We start from the raw sequence: 16,362 nt of genomic DNA on the forward strand, positions 1-16,362 counted from the left end.
ACCCGCGTGACTTTTATGGCCTCGATGTGACAGATAGCTTTAATGCGACCCAGTTTTTAAAAACCGTTTCCTCCTCTGCCGGCGTTTATCGCATGTACGATGCACAGGGGGTCGTTATCTATGTGGGCAAGGCCAAAGATCTCAAGAAGCGCCTCAGCTCCTATTTCAGACGTAATCTGCCCAACGTCAAGACTCAGGCCTTGGTGTCTCACATCGCCAATATCGATGTGACTCTGACCCCCAGCGAGACCGACGCGCTGATTCTGGAAAATGATTACATCAAGCAGTACATGCCCAGATACAATGTGCTGCTTCGAGACGATAAGTCTTATCCCTATATTTTCCTGAGCGGCCATCGTCATCCAAGGCTCGCCTATCACCGCGGGCCTCAGCGGGAGAAGGGGCACTATTTCGGTCCCTATCCCAATGGCGGCGCGGTGCGCGAAAGCCTGCATCTGATGCAGAAGCTGTTTCCTATCAGACAATGTGACGATCTTTACTATAAGGCGCGCTCCCGCCCCTGTTTGCAGTATCAGATCGCTCGCTGCAGCGCCCCCTGTGTGGGTAAGATAAGCGATGAAGATTATGCCGAGCAGGTTAAGCTTGCCAGCCTGTTCCTGCGGGGCAAGGATCAACAGGTGATCGCCACCTTGGTGGGCAAGATGGAGCAGGCGGCTATGGACCTCAATTATGAAGATGCTGCCCGTTATCGTGACCAGATCAGTGCGCTTCGCCGCGTCGCCGAGCAACAGGAGGTGTCCAGCGACTCTGGCGACATGGATGTGATTGGCGCCTACTATGCCTCGGGCATCGCCTGTTTCCATCTGCTGTTTATTCGGAACGGCAAGATCTTCGGCAGTCGCAGCTATTATCCTAGTGTGCCGGACGAGACTGAGGTCAGCGAGGTGCTGCGCGCCTTCATGTTGCAGTTTTATCTGAATGTCGACAGTCAGCGCACGCTGCCGAGAGAGATAGTGGTCAGCCACGAGTTTGAAGATATCCATGAGTTGGAAGAGGCAATTGCCCAGGCCTCCAATAGACGCCTGCTGATCAAGACCAAGGTGCGTAGCGAACGCGCCAGTTTCCTGCGTATCGCCGATGCTAACGCCAAGAATGCGGTAGAGACACGTTTGTCCCACCAAAATACCGTCGAGGAGCGTTTCCTGTTGCTAGAGGAGGCGCTGGAGCAGAGTCAGGCGATCAATCGCATGGAATGTTTCGATATCAGCCATACCATGGGGGAGAGCACTGTTGCCTCCTGTGTGGTGTTTAATCGCGAAGGACCGAGCAAGGGTGAATATCGCCGCTATAATATCTCTGGGATCACCCCGGGGGACGATTATGCGGCGATGAAACAGGCGATCGGTCGCCGCTTCGATAAGATAGAGGCCGACGGCAAGATCCCCGACATCCTCTTTATCGACGGCGGCATGGGACAGCTGAGGATTGCCCAGAAGGTGGTGAACGAGAAGTTTGCTCACCTGGATGTGGCACCGACGCTCATAGGTGTGGCAAAGGGGGAGGGGCGTAAACCCGGACTCGAGACTCTCATCTATGGCGAGAACGAGGTGGCCTTTAGCTTACCGGCAGATTCCGGCGCGCTGCATCTGATCCAACATATTCGCGACGAGTCACACCGTTTCGCGATAACTGGCCACCGCAACAAACGTCAGAAGACCCGCAATACCTCGACGCTCGAGTCTATCCCTGGGGTGGGGCCTAAGCGTCGTAAGGCGTTGCTGCAATACTTAGGTGGTTTACAGCAGGTTAAGGGGGCCAGCGTAGCGCAATTGTCTAAAGTGCCGGGCATTAGCCTAGAAATGGCACAAACAATACATGATGCGTTGCGAGGGTGAGAAAATTAAGGCAAGATTGGCGCTGCTTTTAGATAATTGGTTTTCACATGCCGTTTAATGTACCGATAGCTCTCACATTTTTTAGATTAATATTACTACCTGTTTTTGTAGTGCTTTTTTATGTGCCTTACACTTGGTCACCCTTTGCGGCTGCCTTCGTATTTTGGCTGGCGGCGGTAACTGACGCATTAGATGGCTACGCGGCGCGAAAATTACAGCAATCGACCCGTTTCGGTGCATTCTTAGATCCTGTCGCCGACAAGATCATGGTGACCACGGCGTTGGTGCTCTTGGTGGCCGAATATAAGAGTATCTGGCTGACCCTGCCGGCGCTGTTTATGATTGGCCGCGAGATAGTGATCTCAGCACTGCGTGAATGGATGGCCGAGATCGGTAAGCGCGGCGCGGTTGCCGTGTCCTGGATAGGCAAGTATAAGACGGCGGCGCAGATGGTGGCCATCATAGGCCTTATCTGGAAGCCTAACGAGTTTCTAACTTACACGGCGATGGCACTGTTTTACGTGGCGGCAATCCTTACGTTTTGGTCCATGGTGAGCTACATTATGGCGGCCTGGGCGGATCTCACAGACGAATCGAACAATTAAAATGCAATGCGATCACTTAGTGTCCAAACAGTGCATTAAGGTGAAATAGGGCGTTGACACTTGAGGGTAAATCGGTAGAATGCCAATCCGCAGTCAGGGGAAAGCTTGTTAAGACTCTGACGCGGAATAAGATGAAGTAAGCGACATTAGCTCAGTTGGTAGAGCGATACCTTGCCAAGGTATAGGTCATCGGTTCGAACCCGATATGTCGCTCCAATCTTAACCTAAGGCGCGATGGCAGAATGGCTATGCTGCGGATTGCAAATCCGTCGATCTCGGTTCGACTCCGGGTCGCGCCTCCACTTTATGTTTTAATGCAAATATGCGGTAAAACACACTTTGCCCGAGTGGTGGAATTGGTAGACACAAGGGATTTAAAATCCCTCGCTGGTAACAGCGTGCCGGTTCAAGTCCGGCCTCGGGTACCATCAATTGATGACAAAAAGGCCTCAACGCAAGTTGGGGCCTTTTTGTTTGTTCACTAAAAATCTCTATTTAATTATTAAAAATCATGTGCCTATCGCATTTTGCACTTTTGCCTGCTGGGGTTTTGCTAAAGGCGTAATACAATTAATAGAAGAGTCGTTTTACTGTATTGTTTTAATGTATTGCTTATTAAGGTCTTGAATTCAGATGCGTAAAGTAAGCGGATTTACCCTGATTGAGTTAGTGGTGGTGATTGTCGTGTTGGCGATACTGGCCGTGGTTGCCTTGCCAAGGTTTATCTCTGTGGGCCAGGATGCCCACGACAGCGCGGCGAAGGGAGCGTTTGCCGCCTTTACCTCGGGTGTGTCCCTCTATCACAGCTGCTGGGCGGCTTCAGGGGCGAGTGGTCATGTGGTGGATCTCGCCTGTTTTGGTGACGGTACTATCGATTCGACCACCACAGGCTACCCGCTGGGGCAGACAACCCAGACAAGTGGAAACAATGGTACCCTGCTGCAAGGGGAGTTTTGTCGTCAACTTTGGGAAGGCTTGTTAGATAATAACGACTACCAGCTGGCGCCACATGATAATGCGGCGTTTGGTGGCAGTAACGATATCATCTACTGGTACTCTGGTGGGGAGATCAGTAATAGTAACACCTATTGTTACTTTAACTATATTCGCGATAATCGCGCAAAAGGCAGTGAAAACTGGCAATTAAGGTACTATCCGGGTACGGGCAAAACCTTAATCACACGTTCGACCCTCAGCTAACTCGGCTCCTAGCCTTCTTTCTTAACATGCCTGGTTTGTTTGGACCGGGCATTAGCTTATAAAAAATCCGTCTTTAGTCGCCTAGGTTGGCCTGTCAACTATGAGCCATAATTATCCAAGGAGGTTTTTATGGCTTTGAGACGCATTTTCATATTGCTTCTGCTGTGTTGGTCATGCTTAGGTGTTGCCGATGAGCGTCTCGCTGCGGCAAATCAGGCGTTGCTCGATCAGGTGGAAGTGATCCACCTTGCCAGTGCCTCCAGCGAGTTTGAGCGCTATCGTGAGCAGCTCAGTGTGGAAAGAGCGCTCTCTCCAGCAAGGCTCTATACCATAGCCCTGGCCGCCGCTCAGTTTTGGCAGCGCCAAGGCATAGCGACCGGCGAGTTTCCTTCAGCGCCTGACGATCCCTATACCAGTGTGATCGCCAGCGAGCCCCAGGTAGCCGATTATCTGATGCTGAGTAATCGCGTGCGCTATCTTCTTTGGTTGGCGCGCCATGAGTCCTGGTTGCCACTCGAGCCCCAAGGCTGGCTAAAGCCCGGCGACAGTCATAGAATCATTCCCGAAATAAGAGTGCGCCTGCAGGCCTTGGGAGATTATCCCCAAGGGGATACCAGTGGCCTCTATTTCGATGAGACGTTAAAAGCGGCCATGATCAAATTCCAGACCCGCCATGGCCTCAAGCCTGATGCCATCATAGGTCCCGCTACCCTTAGTTGGCTTAATCGCACTCCCAGAGAGCGTGCTCAGCTCTTGGCGGTCAACTTTATCCGCCGGGCCGAGTATCTGGCTGACATAGGGGAGCGCTATCTGCTTATTAATATCCCCGCCTATGAGATGTGGCTGGTGGATGATAATCAGGTGGCGCTCAGGTCTAAGGTGATCGTTGGTAAGCCTTATCGCCAGACGCCTATCATCAGCGGCGAGATAAAGAATCTGGTGCTCAATCCCAGTTGGCGGGTGCCGCGCCGCTTGTTGACCCATGATCTCCTGCCCAAGGTGAGAGAGGATGGCAGCTATATCAGCAGCCGCAACTTCGAGGTGTTTGACTATCAGGGAGAGCGGGTTATCAAGAGTGACGATGAATGGCGCGACATCGCCAAGGGTAAGTTTCCCTATCGCCTGGTGCAAAAGCCTGGGGTTGGAAATACCCTGGGGCGCTACAAGTTCTTCTTTCCTAACGAGTACAGTGTCTATCTACACGATACCTCAGACAAGGCGCTGTTCCAGCGTAGTGACAGGGCGCTCTCATCGGGTTGTATTCGGATTGAGAAGGTTGAGCAGTTAGCCAACTGGATGGCTTCCCATCTGGTGCGTGACAAGCAGACCTGGGTACGTATGCAAATCGAGCGAGATAAGACCCAGTGGTTTGCCTTCGATGCGGGCCTACCTATACATCTAGTGTATTGGACCTCCTGGCTGGATGACGACAATGTTGCCCAGTTTAGAGACGACATATACAAAAAGAATCAAAATATTAGTCTGAGTCTCCACGCCGCAAAATAGCCGCTAGCCCAGTGTTTATCTGGCCTCTGGCAGAAAGTAACACTTGATCTCCCCCTAAATTAAGGTTAACTTGTCCGCTGTTTTGGTCAAAAAGTAAACGGTGGTGTTGATGTGACGATAGTTTGTCCTGCACGTAGGCAGTTGTTATTAGGCCTAGGTGGTGTAGCAATGTTTTCTATGGTGCCGTCTAAAGCGCGAGCGAGTCGCTCGACACAAGGAGTAAGATCCCTAGGGTTTTACAATAGGCATACAGGAGAACGGGGGCAGGGAAGCTATTGGATCGACGGTGATTATCAAACAAATACCTTGAATGATTTTAATCACCTGTTGCGGGATCATCGTCAAAACGAGACCGCGCCCATGGATAAGCGCCTATTCGATCTGCTTTTTTCGCTGAAGCAGACCCTACAGGTCGACGAAGATTTTCATGTGATCTCAGGATATCGCTCGCCAAAGACTAATCAGATGCTGGCCAATCGCAGCTCTGCGGTGGCGAAGAAGAGTTATCATATGAAGGGCATGGCGATGGATATCGCACTGCCTGACGTCAATCTTAAAGATCTGCGTGATGCGGCGATCTCTCTAAAACTCGGCGGTGTTGGTTATTACCCAAGCTCAGGCTTTGTGCACGTCGATACCGGCCCCATCCGTACCTGGTAAGCTAAATGCCGGCTTTGACTCACTTAAGGTTTGTTAAAGCCGGATCACTGTGCTAGTATTCGCTCGCTTTAAATGAGGTCATCGTTGGTCGAAAGCGATGACCACCTATATTACTATTGATTTAAGTGAGTAAATTATGTCTTACACAATTACCGCACAAACCCGCACTGAAATTGGGAAAGGTTCGAGCCGCCGCCTACGTCATGCTGGTAAAGTTCCTGCAGTTATCTATGGTGCGGGCAAAGAAGCCGTTTCTATCGAATTCGAACACCGTTCAATCATCAACATCCAAACTAACGATGATTTCTACAACAGCGACATCACTATCGTTCTAGACGGTAAAGAAGTTAAAGTTCGTGTTCAAGCTATGCAACGTCACGCGTTCAAGCCTATGATCGAGCACGTGGATTTCAAATTCGCTTAATAGCGGATCTGAAATAAAAAAAGCGCCTTCGTGGCGCTTTTTTTATGCCTTTATTTCCCGTATCCCTATTTACCCATTCCCTTCTTTTCCTATCCCTCTATGCCGCAGGATCAGATTCCGAGAGCTTTTCCGGACAACTGGCAATCACGATAGGCTCGCCCTGATCGTTAATCTCTTCCAAGGTAACATTAAAGCCCCAGAGCCTGTGTAGGTGTTTGACCACTTGCTGGCAGCTCTTATCCAATGGAATGCGATTGATGGGGATGTAGCGCAGCGTCAACGAGCGATCGCCAGAGATGGCAACGCTCTGCACCTGAATGTTGGGCTCAAGGTTAGACAGATTGTACTGCTGGGACAGTGTTTGGCGGATCTCCTGGTAACCCAGATCGTCATGGATCTCCGAAATACTGAGATAGTTTTTCTTGTCATCGTCCAGAATACTGAAAAACTTGAACTGGCGAATGATGTTAGGCGACATATATTGGCTGATAAAGCTCTCGTCTTTAAAGTTTTCCATGGCGAAGTGCAGGGTATCGAGCCAGTTTCTGCCGGCGATATCGGGAAACCAACGTTTATCCTCTTCGGTGGGCGACTCGCAGATGCGGCGAATGTCGACAAACATGTTAAAGCCCAGCGCATAGGGGTTGATGCCTGAGTAGTAGGGGCTGTTATAGCTTGGCTGGGCGATCACATTGGTGTGGTTTTTCAAAAACTCTATCATGAAGCGGTCGGAGACCAGCCCCTCGTCGTAGAGGTGGTTGAGGATCGTGTAGTGCCAAAAGGTGGCCCATCCTTCGTTCATCACCTGGGTCTGTCTCTGAGGATAGAAATATTGCCCCATCTTACGCACGATCCGCACTATTTCTCTCTGCCAGGGCTCGAGTAGGGGGGCATTCTTCTCGATGAAGTAGAGGATATTCTCCTGGGGCTCGGCGGGAAAATTGGGGGCGCTCTGCTGCTTTTGGGTGTCCGGCGTCAGGGGGATGGTGCGCCAAAGATCGTTCACCTGGCTCTGCAGGTAGGCCTCACGCTCTTTCTGGCGTACCTTTTCCTCTTTGAGTGAGATCTCGCTAGGGCGCTTGTAGCGATCGACGCCGTAGTTCATCAGGGCGTGGCAAGAGTCCAGTACTAACTCTACCTGCTCCTCACCATAGCGCTCCTCACACTCCCTGACATAGTTTTTGGCAAACACCAGATAGTCGATGATAGAGCTGGCGTCGGTCCAGGTCTTAAACAGATAGTTGCTCTTAAAAAAGCTGTTGTGGCCGAAACAGGCGTGCGCCATCACTAGCGCCTGCATGGTAATAGTATTCTCCTCCATCAAGTAGGCGATACAAGGATCAGAGTTGATCACTATCTCGTAGGCCAGCCCCATCTGGCCACGCTTATAGCCTTGCTCTGTTTCGATAAACTTCTTACCAAAGGACCAATGGGTATAGCCTATGGGCATGCCGATCCCCGCATAGGCATCCATCATCTGCTCGGCGGTGATCACCTCAATCTGGTTCTTATAAGTATCCAGACGGTAGTGATCCGCCACCCGCTCTATCTCGGTAAGATAAGATTCCAACAGCTCGAAGGTCCAGTCCGGGCCGTCATTTAATACAGTGCGCTTCTTTTTTGAACTCATAAGGCCCCCTAAACAGCTTGTTTCTTAAACAGTTCTCTAAATACAGGGTAAATGTCCTCGGCCTGTTTAATGTGCTGAACTGCAATATTATCGTGAGTCTTCTGTAGTCCTTCGTATTCTCGCCACAGGGTTTGATGGGCGCGGTTGGTGATCTCGATATAGCTAAAGTAACGCACCACGGGCAGCAACTTACGCTCGAGGATCTGGCGGCAGGTAGGGGAGTCATCGGCCCAGTTGTCGCCATCCGATGCCTGGGCCGCATAGATGTTCCACTCGCTCTCTGGATAGCGCTCACGCTGGATCTCATGCATCAGCTTGAGCGCACTGGATACTATGGTGCCGCCGGTTTCCTGGGAGTAGAAAAACTCGTGCTCATCCACCTCTTTGGCCTGGGTGTGGTGCCGTATGTAGACCACCTCCAGATTCTTATAGGTGCGGGTGAGAAACAGATAGAGCAGGATATAGAAGCGTTTGGCCATATCTTTGGTGGCCTGATCCATAGAGCCAGACACATCCATGAGACAGAACATCACTGCCTGGCTCGAGGGCACCTCGCGCTTGGCGAAATTGTTGTACCTGAGATCGAAGGTGTCGATAAAGGGTACCTTGGCAATCTTGGCCTCAAGCTCCGCTATCTGCTCCTTCAGGGCGATGATCTTCTCCGCCTCCGAACCGGGAGTCTGCTCTAGGGCCTCTAGCTCTGCCTTAAGCTCTTTCAGCAGCGCCTTCTTCGAGGAGGACATGGCGATCCGACGTGCCAGGGATGAGCGCAGCGAGCGAATGATGTTGATGTTGGCGGGCACGCCATCATTGGTAAAACCGGCGCGATAGGTTTGATACTCCACCAGTTTATTGAGGCGATTGCGCTGCAGGTTGGGGAGTTCGAGATCTTCAAACAACAGTTCCAAATATTCATCTTTGGAGATCTGAAATACGAAATCGTCCTGGCCCTCGCCTGAGTTAGACGCGTCCCCCTGACCGCTGCCCTGGCCGCCGCCCTGGTGCGGACGCTCAACCTTATCGCCGCGGGAGAATTGATCGTTGCCCGGATGCACCCGCTCGCGCATGCCCCCTTGCCCCTGATGAAAGGTGGGCTCGCTAATATCCCGTGTCGGGATGCTGATCTTCTCGCCTTTATCTATGTCGGTCACGCTGCGCCGGGTCACGGCGTCACTGACGGCCTTCTTGATCTGTTGCTTATAGCGGTTGATAAAACGTTGACGATTGACTGTACTCTTTCCCTTAGTATTCAATCTTCTATCGATAAAATTAGCCATGCGCACCTCCCAAGACTAGCGGGGAGCAAACTCCCCGTGTACGGGTATCAAGATGATTTACGAACCCGTAAATACCACTCAGACAAGAGTCTGACCTGTTTCTTGGTGTAGCCTTTCTCCATCATGCGATTGACGAAATCGTCGTGCTTACGCTGATCGTCTGTCGAGGTCTTGGTATTGAATGAGATAACCGGCAGCAGATCTTCCGTGTTGGAGAACATCTTTTTCTCGATGACGGTACGCAGCTTCTCATAGCTGGTCCACAGAGGGTTAGAGCCTTCGTTGTTGGCCCTGGCGCGCAGTACGAAGTTGACGATCTCATTGCGGAAATCTTTCGGGTTACTGATCCCCGCAGGCTTCTCTATCTTCTCAAGCTCGGCGTTGAGGGCGGCACGATCGAACAGCTGGCCTGTCTCAGGATCCCGGTACTCCTGATCCTGGATCCAGAAGTCGGCGTAGGTGACATAGCGATCGAAGATGTTCTGGCCATATTCCGAATAGGATTCCAGGTAGGCGGTCTGGATCTCTTTACCGATGAACTCGATATATTTAGGGGTGAGGTAGCCTTTTAGGAACTCCATATAGCGCTCGGCCGTCTCGGCGGGGAACTGTTCCTGCTCGATTTGGCGCTCCAGCACATAGAAGAGGTGCACAGGGTTGGCGGCGATCTCGCTGTGATCGAAGTTAAACACCTTAGAGAGGATCTTAAAGGCGAAGCGGGTAGAGAGCCCCTGCATCCCTTCATCCACACCGGCATAGTCGCGATACTCCTGATAAGACTTGGCCTTAGGATCGGTATCTTTCAGGCTCTCGCCATCATAGACCCGCATCTTAGAGTAGATGGAAGAGTTTTCCGGCGCCTTGATGCGCGACAGTACGCTAAACTGGGCCAGCGTCTCTAGGGTATAAGGCGCGCATGGCGCCTGAGCCAACTCAGAGTTGGTGAGCAGTTTCTCGTAGATCTGGATCTCTTCTGACACCCTGAGGCAATAAGGCACCTTGACTATGTAGACCCTATCTAAGAAGGCCTCGTTGGTCTTGTTGTTTCTAAAGCTGGTCCATTCCGACTCGTTGGAGTGCGCCAGAATGATGCCGTTGAAGGGCAGGGCCGATAGGCCTTCTGTGCCGTTGTAGTTACCCTCCTGGGTGGCGGTCAGCAAGGGGTGCAGCACCTTGATTGGCGCCTTAAACATCTCGACGAACTCCATGAGGCCTTGGTTGGCACGGCACAAGGCGCCCGAGTAGGAGTAGGCATCGGCATCATGCTGGGCGTAGTGCTCCAGCTGACGAATATCCACCTTACCGACGAGCGATGAGATATCCTGATTGTTCTCATCGCCTGGCTCTGTCTTAGCTATCCCAATCTGATCTAGGATGGCGGGGAAGACCTTGACCACCTTGAACTGGGAGATATCGCCGCCAAACTCATGCAGGCGCTTCACCGCCCAGGGTGACATTATGGTCTTTAGGTAGCGCTCGGGTATGTTGTATTCGTTCTTAAGCAGCTCCCCATCTTCCTCCGGATTGAACAGACAGAAGGGATGGTCGTTGACTGGGCTGCGTTGGCCATTGGCGCTCAGCACATAGATGGGCACTCTCTGCATCAATGATTTGAGCTTCTCGGCCAAGGAGGACTTACCGCCCCCCACAGGGCCTAGCAGATAGAGGATCTGTTTCGATTCTTCTAGCCCTTGGGCCGAATGTTTGAGGTAGGCGACGATCTGCTCGATAGAGTCTTCCATGCCGTAAAAATCTTTAAAGGCGGGATAGCGAGAGATAAGCCTGTTGGAGAAGATGCGGCTAAGGATCGGATCCTTAGAGGTGTCTATGACCTCCGGCTTACCGATAGCCGTAAGCAGTCGCTCGGCCGCCGATGCGTAGGCGATCCTGTCCTCTTTACAGATAGCCAGAAACTCTTGCAGTGAATACTCTTCGTCTAATTTTTTTTCATAGCGCTGTTGATAATGCTCGAAAATGCCCATGTTCCACCCCCTGAAAAGCCAACGATATGTCTTAAGGGACAACTGAAAATCAGTGACCTACTACTAATAATAGTCTCTAAACGAGATCTGGGTATCAAAAAAGACAATAAAAACAATGACAAACAGTTGCAATTGCAATTGTTGCAACTGTAGTGGCTTGTCTAGGCTAGTTTGCTTCGGGCGCCTTGGGGTTGCTTAGCTATCGAGGAAAGGAGGGTAAGCAAGGGCATGAGACATCGAATTTGAGAGATCATTTTCAACAGAAGTTGAGTGTGTATTTGAGTGCATTCTTGAGTGGGTAATGTGCGGGCGATATCGGTTACTTAGCAATGAACTTAACTCATTTAAGTTGCTTGAAACGCGTTGCTAGCCTGGGTTAGCGTAAGGGGCTAAGGTTTTTGCCGGGCAATAAAAAAGGAGCCGGGAGGCTCCTTTTCAAATCCGGTTGAATTTGATTAAGCAGCGAAGTTGCTGTTAACGAATTCCCAGTTAACCAGGTTCCAGAACGCCGCCATGTAGTCAGGACGTACGTTACGGTAATCGATGTAGTAAGCGTGCTCCCAAACGTCAACAGTCAGAAGTGGTGTAACACCTTCGTCAGTCAGTGGGGTAGCAGCGTTGCTAGTGTTAACGATGGCCAGGCTACCGTCAGCTTTCTTCACTAACCAAGTCCAAGCGCTACCGAAGTTGTTAACGGCTGCATCGGTGAACTGTGCCTTGAATGCATCGAAAGAACCGAAGGCTGCGTCGATAGCTGCGGCGATGTCGCCAGTGGCTGCGCCGCCAGCGTTAGGTGCTAGACAGTTCCAGTAGAAAGTGTGGTTCCAGATTTGAGCTGCGTTGTTGAAGATGCCGCCAGTAGAAGTCTTAACGATCTCTTCTAGGCTCTTTTCGGCAAGTTCAGTACCTTCAACAAGACCATTTAGTTTCACTACATAGGTGTTGTGATGCTTACCATAGTGATACTCGATGGTTTCCTGGGAAATATGGGGCTCGAGTGCGTTCTTCGCATAAGGCAGTGCTGGTAATTCAAAAGCCATGTTTTTTCTCCATTGACATTCAATTGTCTTTTTAGGTTTGCTCACAGAGGCACATTCTACCTGATAAAGTTGTGATGTGAATCATTGTTTGTTTGATTTTTTAGATTAATTCAATCGATAACCTAACTCAGTGAATAACCCTGAAAAAAGTAGGTTTTCGTTATCTGTGAACCTAGCGTACAATAGGCTAAATTTGTTGACGTAGCTTTGCTGCAAAATTTAGGAAAGAAGATGGACACAAACGAAACTGTAGAAAAAATCAAACAGCAAATCGCTGAAAATCCTATCATCGTTTACATGAAAGGGTCTCCTAAGCTACCTAGCTGTGGATTTTCTTCGCAAGTGGCGCAGATCATGATTAACTGCGGTGCTCAATTTGCCTATGTTGATATTTTGCAGCATCCCGATATCCGTGCCGAGCTGCCTAAATATGCAAACTGGCCAACCTTCCCACAGCTTTGGGTTGAAGGCGAGCTAATTGGTGGTTGCGACATCCTGACCGAGATGTATCAGAAGGGTGAGCTACAGACTCTGATCGCCGATACGGCTGCTAAATATGCAGATCAAGAGGGTGAGGCTTAATCTTAATTGAGCCAAGCGGAAGGTGAATCCTTCCTACCCGATAAGAAAAAGCCCTTCAAATGAAGGGCTTTTTTGTGTCTAAAATCCATGCATCAAGCATGCTGACTGTCCAGAGATCCTTAGGCGACTTCCTGCTCCTGACGGGCGTGGGTCTCGGGCAACAGGAGGTTCATGGTGATGGCCACAATACCGCAAAGGCTGATCCCCGTGAGGCTGAAAGAGCCGATACCAAATGCCATGCCGCCGATACCAAAGACCAGGGTGACACCGACGATGCAGAGGTTTCTTGGCTCGCTAAGATCCACATGATTCTTGATCAGTGAGTTCAGACCGACGGCGGCGATTGAGCCGAACAGCAAACACATTATGCCGCCCATCACAGGTACGGGGATGGTCTGCATAAGCGCGCCGAGCTTGCCGATAAAGGCCAGCAGAATGGCGGTGATGGCGGTCCAGGTCATGATAGCTGGGTTGAAGGCCTTGGTCAGCGTCACCGCGCCAGTTACCTCAGAGTAAGTGGTGTTTGGTGGGCCGCCGAGCGCCGATGCTGCTATGGTCGCGATACCGTCACCGCTCAGGGTGCGGTGCAGGCCAGGCTTCTTCATATAGTCTTTACCTGTGACGTTTGAGATCGCTAGTATGTCGCCGATATGCTCGACAGCCGGGGCGATGGCCACGGGGATCATGAAGGCGATGGCGTGCCAGTTAAATTCAGGCGCCACAAAGTTAGGCATGGCCAACCAGCTTGCCTGGGCGACTGGGGCAAAGTCGACTACGCCGAAGAAGAGGCTGAGACCATAACCCACTATGATGCCCGCCAAGATTGGCATTAGCTTAACGATTCCCTTGGCAAAGATCGCCACCGCTATGGTGGTCAGCAGCGAGGCGAGGGAGATGATTAAGGCATGCTCCGGGTCGACCAGAACCAGTCCGCCATCGCCGCTCTTACCGAGCGCCATGTTAACGGCAACCGGCGCCAGACCCAGACCGATCACGATAATCACAGGGCCGACAACTACCGGTGGCAGCAGTCTCTTGATGAAAGCATCACCTCTGAATTTTACCAGGGTGGCCAGCACCAGGTAGACGCATCCTGCTGCCATCAGGCCGCCCATGGTCGCGGGGATCCCCCAGGTTTGTACACCGTAGAGGATGGGAGCGATGAAGGCGAAGGAGGAGGCGAGGAAGATGGGGACTTGGCGTTTGGTCACGAGCTGAAAGAGCAAGGTGCCAATGCCGGCGGTAAAGAGGGCGACGTTGGTATCGAGCCCGGTTAACAGCGGCATCAATACTAAGGCGCCAAAGGCGACAAACAGCATTTGCGCGCCCTGTAGGGGGATTGCTAAACGTTTCATTGTTATTCTCTTTTTATGGCTAAACCGCACAATGTTAACGTCTTGCTAGCATATTTGCACTTAACTTGATCACATTCTCCGGCTTGCCTCATTAAAGCCATTGAAAAAAGCGAATTTGACGACGTTTGCAGACAGGCATGGCCAAGGCTTATGTGTTACACTGCCGCCATTGTATTCGTGAATAGATATAGATACGGATGTTTAAGAGTCTTTTTTCTGTGGTGCTTGCCGGTACGTTTTGCGCCGCGAGTCTGAATGTTGCCGCCGTCGAGGTGACCGAGCTGGACAGGAGTGCGATTAAGATCGCCGATCGCAGCCAGCAGGTAAAGAATCAGGCGCTAAGCCAGGCGATGCAAGAGGTGGTATTGAAAAATACCGGCGATCGCGCCGCTCTCAGCGCGCCTTTGGTGGCCCAGGCCATTGCCGAACCAACCGCTTATATTCGTCAGTTTGGCTACCAGGAGCTGGGCGGTGAGCAGTTCCTGCAGGCTTCATTCGATCACAGCAAGATCATCAGCCTACTGCGTCAGGCTCAGCTACCGGTTTGGGGCAAGCAGCGTCCACTGACGCTGTTGTGGCTAGCTCAGGAGAATGAAGGCAAGCGTGAGCTACTCAACGACTCCTCAGTGCTGGAGAGCCGTAGCCTGATCGCCAAAATGTCGCAGACGCGCGGCGTGCCCATGCTACTGCCTATGATGGATCTCGATGATTCCATGGCCATCAGCGTCACTGACGTGCGCGGCATGTTTGCCGATACCGTGGCTAAGGCCAGTCAACGCTATGGCAGTGACTACTTTGCCATGGTGTCGCTGGATAATCAGCCAGATGGCCAGGTGAGCTATCAGTTGTCCCTCTTCCCAGCGGCTAGCGAGCAGCCGCTGTTTAACCCCTTGACCACACAATCGGCTCAGGTTGCCGATATGGACGCGGCGGTAACGGCGATCTTCGAGGCGATCAGTCAATATTATGTGGAGCGCTACGCCATTGCCGATAGCGGCGAGGCGAACAGCACTCAGCTGACATTCGTCGAGATCACCAACCGTCAGCAGCTGCTGGAGATTGAGAAATACCTGTATCAGCTCAGTGCGGTTAAGTCTGTGTCGCTGACTAAGCTGCAGGGGATAACCGCCGAGTTTTCCTTACAGCTCTTTGGCAGCGAAGAAGATCTGTATCGTTTGATAAGCCTGGAGCCTAAGATCCGCAGCCTGGAGCAGTCAAATAGCACGGATCAGCTCAACCTGCAGTCGCAAATGGGCGTCGATGAGAGGGTGGATCCGTTATCATCGTCACAGACTCCACGCCACGAGTATATTTGGCAAGGACGTTAAGGTAAGCTGGGCGCCTAATGGTAATTTGCTGAGTGCTAAATTAGGCCGCCCAGGCAATACAGTCACAAGATAAGATCGAGATCCCTATACGTGTCACCCCATTCACCGGTACAACTTTCTTTACCCGTCTATCTGCCCGATGATGAGACCTTTAACAGTTATTATCCCGCGGCCGGTAACGACGAGCTGATCCTGAGCCTGCAGGCATCTGCCGAAGGGCGGGCCAACAAGGCCGTGTACCTATGGGGCCCGGTCAAGGCAGGGCGTACCCATCTGATGCACGCTACCTGTGCCAGAGCCAATGAGCTCAATCGCAGCAGCTTCTATCTACCGCTTGGCATACACGCCAGCATCTCCACCGAACTGCTAGAGGGTCTGGAACAGTTAGATCTCGTCTGCATCGATGATGTAGATGCCATTGCGGGGCATCCTCTATGGGAGGAGGCGCTGTTCGATCTTTATAACCGGGTGGCGGAACATAAGCGCTGCGCCCTGGTGGTGAGCGCCAGCGCAACGGCAAGCGATGCAGGATTTGCCCTGCCGGATCTGGTGTCTCGTATGCAGTGGGGGCTGACCTATCAGCTACAGCCTATGGCCGATGAGGAGAAACTGGCGGCGCTGCAACGCAGGGCCGCGATGCGCGGATTACAGCTGCCGGAAGATGTGGGGCGCTTCCTGCTCAATCGTCTGGCGCGGGATCTGCGTACCCTGTTCGATGTGCTCGATCGCCTGGACAAGGCATCACTTGTCCATCAGCGTAAGCTCACCATTCCCTTCGTGAAAGAGATGCTGCGCCTGTAGCGTCTGTCTTAATTGCTAGCGCTTTAACGGTCAGCATTTTAGCTATCAGGATATCAAGTCGTTAACGACTTACCACAAAAAAGGCACCTTATTGGTGCCTTTTGCGTTAGATGCCT

14 protein-coding genes and 3 tRNA genes are annotated in these 16,362 nt (G+C 51.7%); 12 read left to right on the plus strand and 5 right to left on the minus strand.

What is annotated here, in order from left to right:
- Nucleotides 1–26: 26 nt before the first annotated feature.
- From uvrC to rplY, 9 genes are all read left to right on the plus strand, one after another.
- The gene (uvrC, locus tag SHEW_RS09435; protein ID WP_011865623.1) at nt 27–1,856 is read left to right on the plus strand and encodes an excinuclease ABC subunit UvrC; all 1,830 of its coding nucleotides are present in this window, start codon (nt 27–29) and stop codon (nt 1,854–1,856) included.
- A 47-nt stretch (nt 1,857–1,903) separates the two neighbouring features.
- Nucleotides 1,904–2,461 (plus strand): CDP-diacylglycerol--glycerol-3-phosphate 3-phosphatidyltransferase, encoded by a 558-nt coding sequence (gene pgsA / locus SHEW_RS09440; RefSeq protein WP_011865624.1) that lies wholly within the window; start codon nt 1,904–1,906, stop codon nt 2,459–2,461.
- A gap of 140 nt (nt 2,462–2,601) precedes the next feature.
- A tRNA-Gly gene (locus SHEW_RS09445) sits at nt 2,602–2,677 on the plus strand.
- Nucleotides 2,678–2,689: 12 nt separating this feature from the next.
- A tRNA-Cys gene (locus tag SHEW_RS09450) sits at nt 2,690–2,763 on the plus strand.
- 39 nt (nt 2,764–2,802) lie between these two features.
- Nucleotides 2,803–2,889 (plus strand) — tRNA-Leu (locus SHEW_RS09455).
- A 205-nt stretch (nt 2,890–3,094) separates the two neighbouring features.
- Nucleotides 3,095–3,661 carry a prepilin-type N-terminal cleavage/methylation domain-containing protein gene (locus tag SHEW_RS09460; RefSeq protein ID WP_011865625.1) on the plus strand — a complete coding sequence of 189 codons (567 nt, stop codon included), beginning with the start codon at nt 3,095–3,097 and terminating at the stop codon, nt 3,659–3,661.
- 129 nt (nt 3,662–3,790) lie between these two features.
- On the plus strand, nt 3,791–5,167 hold the full coding sequence (locus SHEW_RS09465) for a L,D-transpeptidase family protein (RefSeq protein WP_011865626.1): 1,377 nt from the start codon (nt 3,791–3,793) through the stop codon (nt 5,165–5,167).
- 111 nt (nt 5,168–5,278) lie between these two features.
- Nucleotides 5,279–5,827 carry a peptidoglycan L,D-endopeptidase MepK gene (gene mepK / locus SHEW_RS09470; RefSeq protein WP_041406614.1) on the plus strand — a complete coding sequence of 183 codons (549 nt, stop codon included), beginning with the start codon at nt 5,279–5,281 and terminating at the stop codon, nt 5,825–5,827.
- Between the two features lie 136 nt (nt 5,828–5,963).
- The gene (gene rplY / locus SHEW_RS09475) at nt 5,964–6,251 is read left to right on the plus strand and encodes a 50S ribosomal protein L25 (RefSeq protein WP_011865628.1); all 288 of its coding nucleotides are present in this window, start codon (nt 5,964–5,966) and stop codon (nt 6,249–6,251) included.
- Between the two features lie 97 nt (nt 6,252–6,348).
- Here rplY and SHEW_RS09480 read toward each other — a convergent pair whose 3' ends face one another.
- From SHEW_RS09480 to sodB, 4 genes are all read right to left on the minus strand, one after another.
- Nucleotides 6,349–7,881: a SpoVR family protein gene (locus SHEW_RS09480; protein WP_011865629.1), complete on the minus strand. Its 1,533-nt coding sequence runs from the start codon at nt 7,879–7,881 to the stop codon at nt 6,349–6,351.
- Nucleotides 7,882–7,889: 8 nt separating this feature from the next.
- Nucleotides 7,890–9,158, minus strand: a complete 1,269-nt coding sequence (locus SHEW_RS09485) for a YeaH/YhbH family protein (protein ID WP_011865630.1) — start codon at nt 9,156–9,158, stop codon at nt 7,890–7,892.
- A 47-nt stretch (nt 9,159–9,205) separates the two neighbouring features.
- A complete protein-coding gene (locus SHEW_RS09490) occupies nt 9,206–11,140 on the minus strand; it encodes a PrkA family serine protein kinase (protein WP_011865631.1) in 1,935 nt (644 codons plus the stop codon).
- 455 nt (nt 11,141–11,595) lie between these two features.
- Nucleotides 11,596–12,180, minus strand: a complete 585-nt coding sequence (gene sodB, locus SHEW_RS09495) for a superoxide dismutase [Fe] (protein WP_011865632.1) — start codon at nt 12,178–12,180, stop codon at nt 11,596–11,598.
- Between the two features lie 231 nt (nt 12,181–12,411).
- On the opposite strand from sodB, the gene SHEW_RS09500 reads away from it, so the two are divergent.
- Complete coding sequence (locus tag SHEW_RS09500; protein ID WP_011865633.1) at nt 12,412–12,762, plus strand: Grx4 family monothiol glutaredoxin; 351 nt, start codon at nt 12,412–12,414, stop codon at nt 12,760–12,762.
- Nucleotides 12,763–12,881: 119 nt separating this feature from the next.
- Here SHEW_RS09500 and SHEW_RS09505 read toward each other — a convergent pair whose 3' ends face one another.
- Nucleotides 12,882–14,117: a uracil-xanthine permease family protein gene (locus SHEW_RS09505; RefSeq protein WP_011865634.1), complete on the minus strand. Its 1,236-nt coding sequence runs from the start codon at nt 14,115–14,117 to the stop codon at nt 12,882–12,884.
- 197 nt (nt 14,118–14,314) lie between these two features.
- Here SHEW_RS09505 and SHEW_RS09510 point away from each other — a divergent pair, with 197 nt between their 5' ends.
- Complete coding sequence (locus SHEW_RS09510; RefSeq protein ID WP_011865635.1) at nt 14,315–15,445, plus strand: DUF2066 domain-containing protein; 1,131 nt, start codon at nt 14,315–14,317, stop codon at nt 15,443–15,445.
- Nucleotides 15,446–15,535: 90 nt separating this feature from the next.
- The gene (hda, locus tag SHEW_RS09515) at nt 15,536–16,246 is read left to right on the plus strand and encodes a DnaA inactivator Hda (RefSeq protein ID WP_011865636.1); all 711 of its coding nucleotides are present in this window, start codon (nt 15,536–15,538) and stop codon (nt 16,244–16,246) included.
- Nucleotides 16,247–16,362 lie beyond the last annotated feature (116 nt).

The organism is Shewanella loihica PV-4 (genome assembly GCF_000016065.1).
GTDB classification, from domain to species: Bacteria; Pseudomonadota; Gammaproteobacteria; order Enterobacterales; family Shewanellaceae; genus Shewanella; species Shewanella loihica.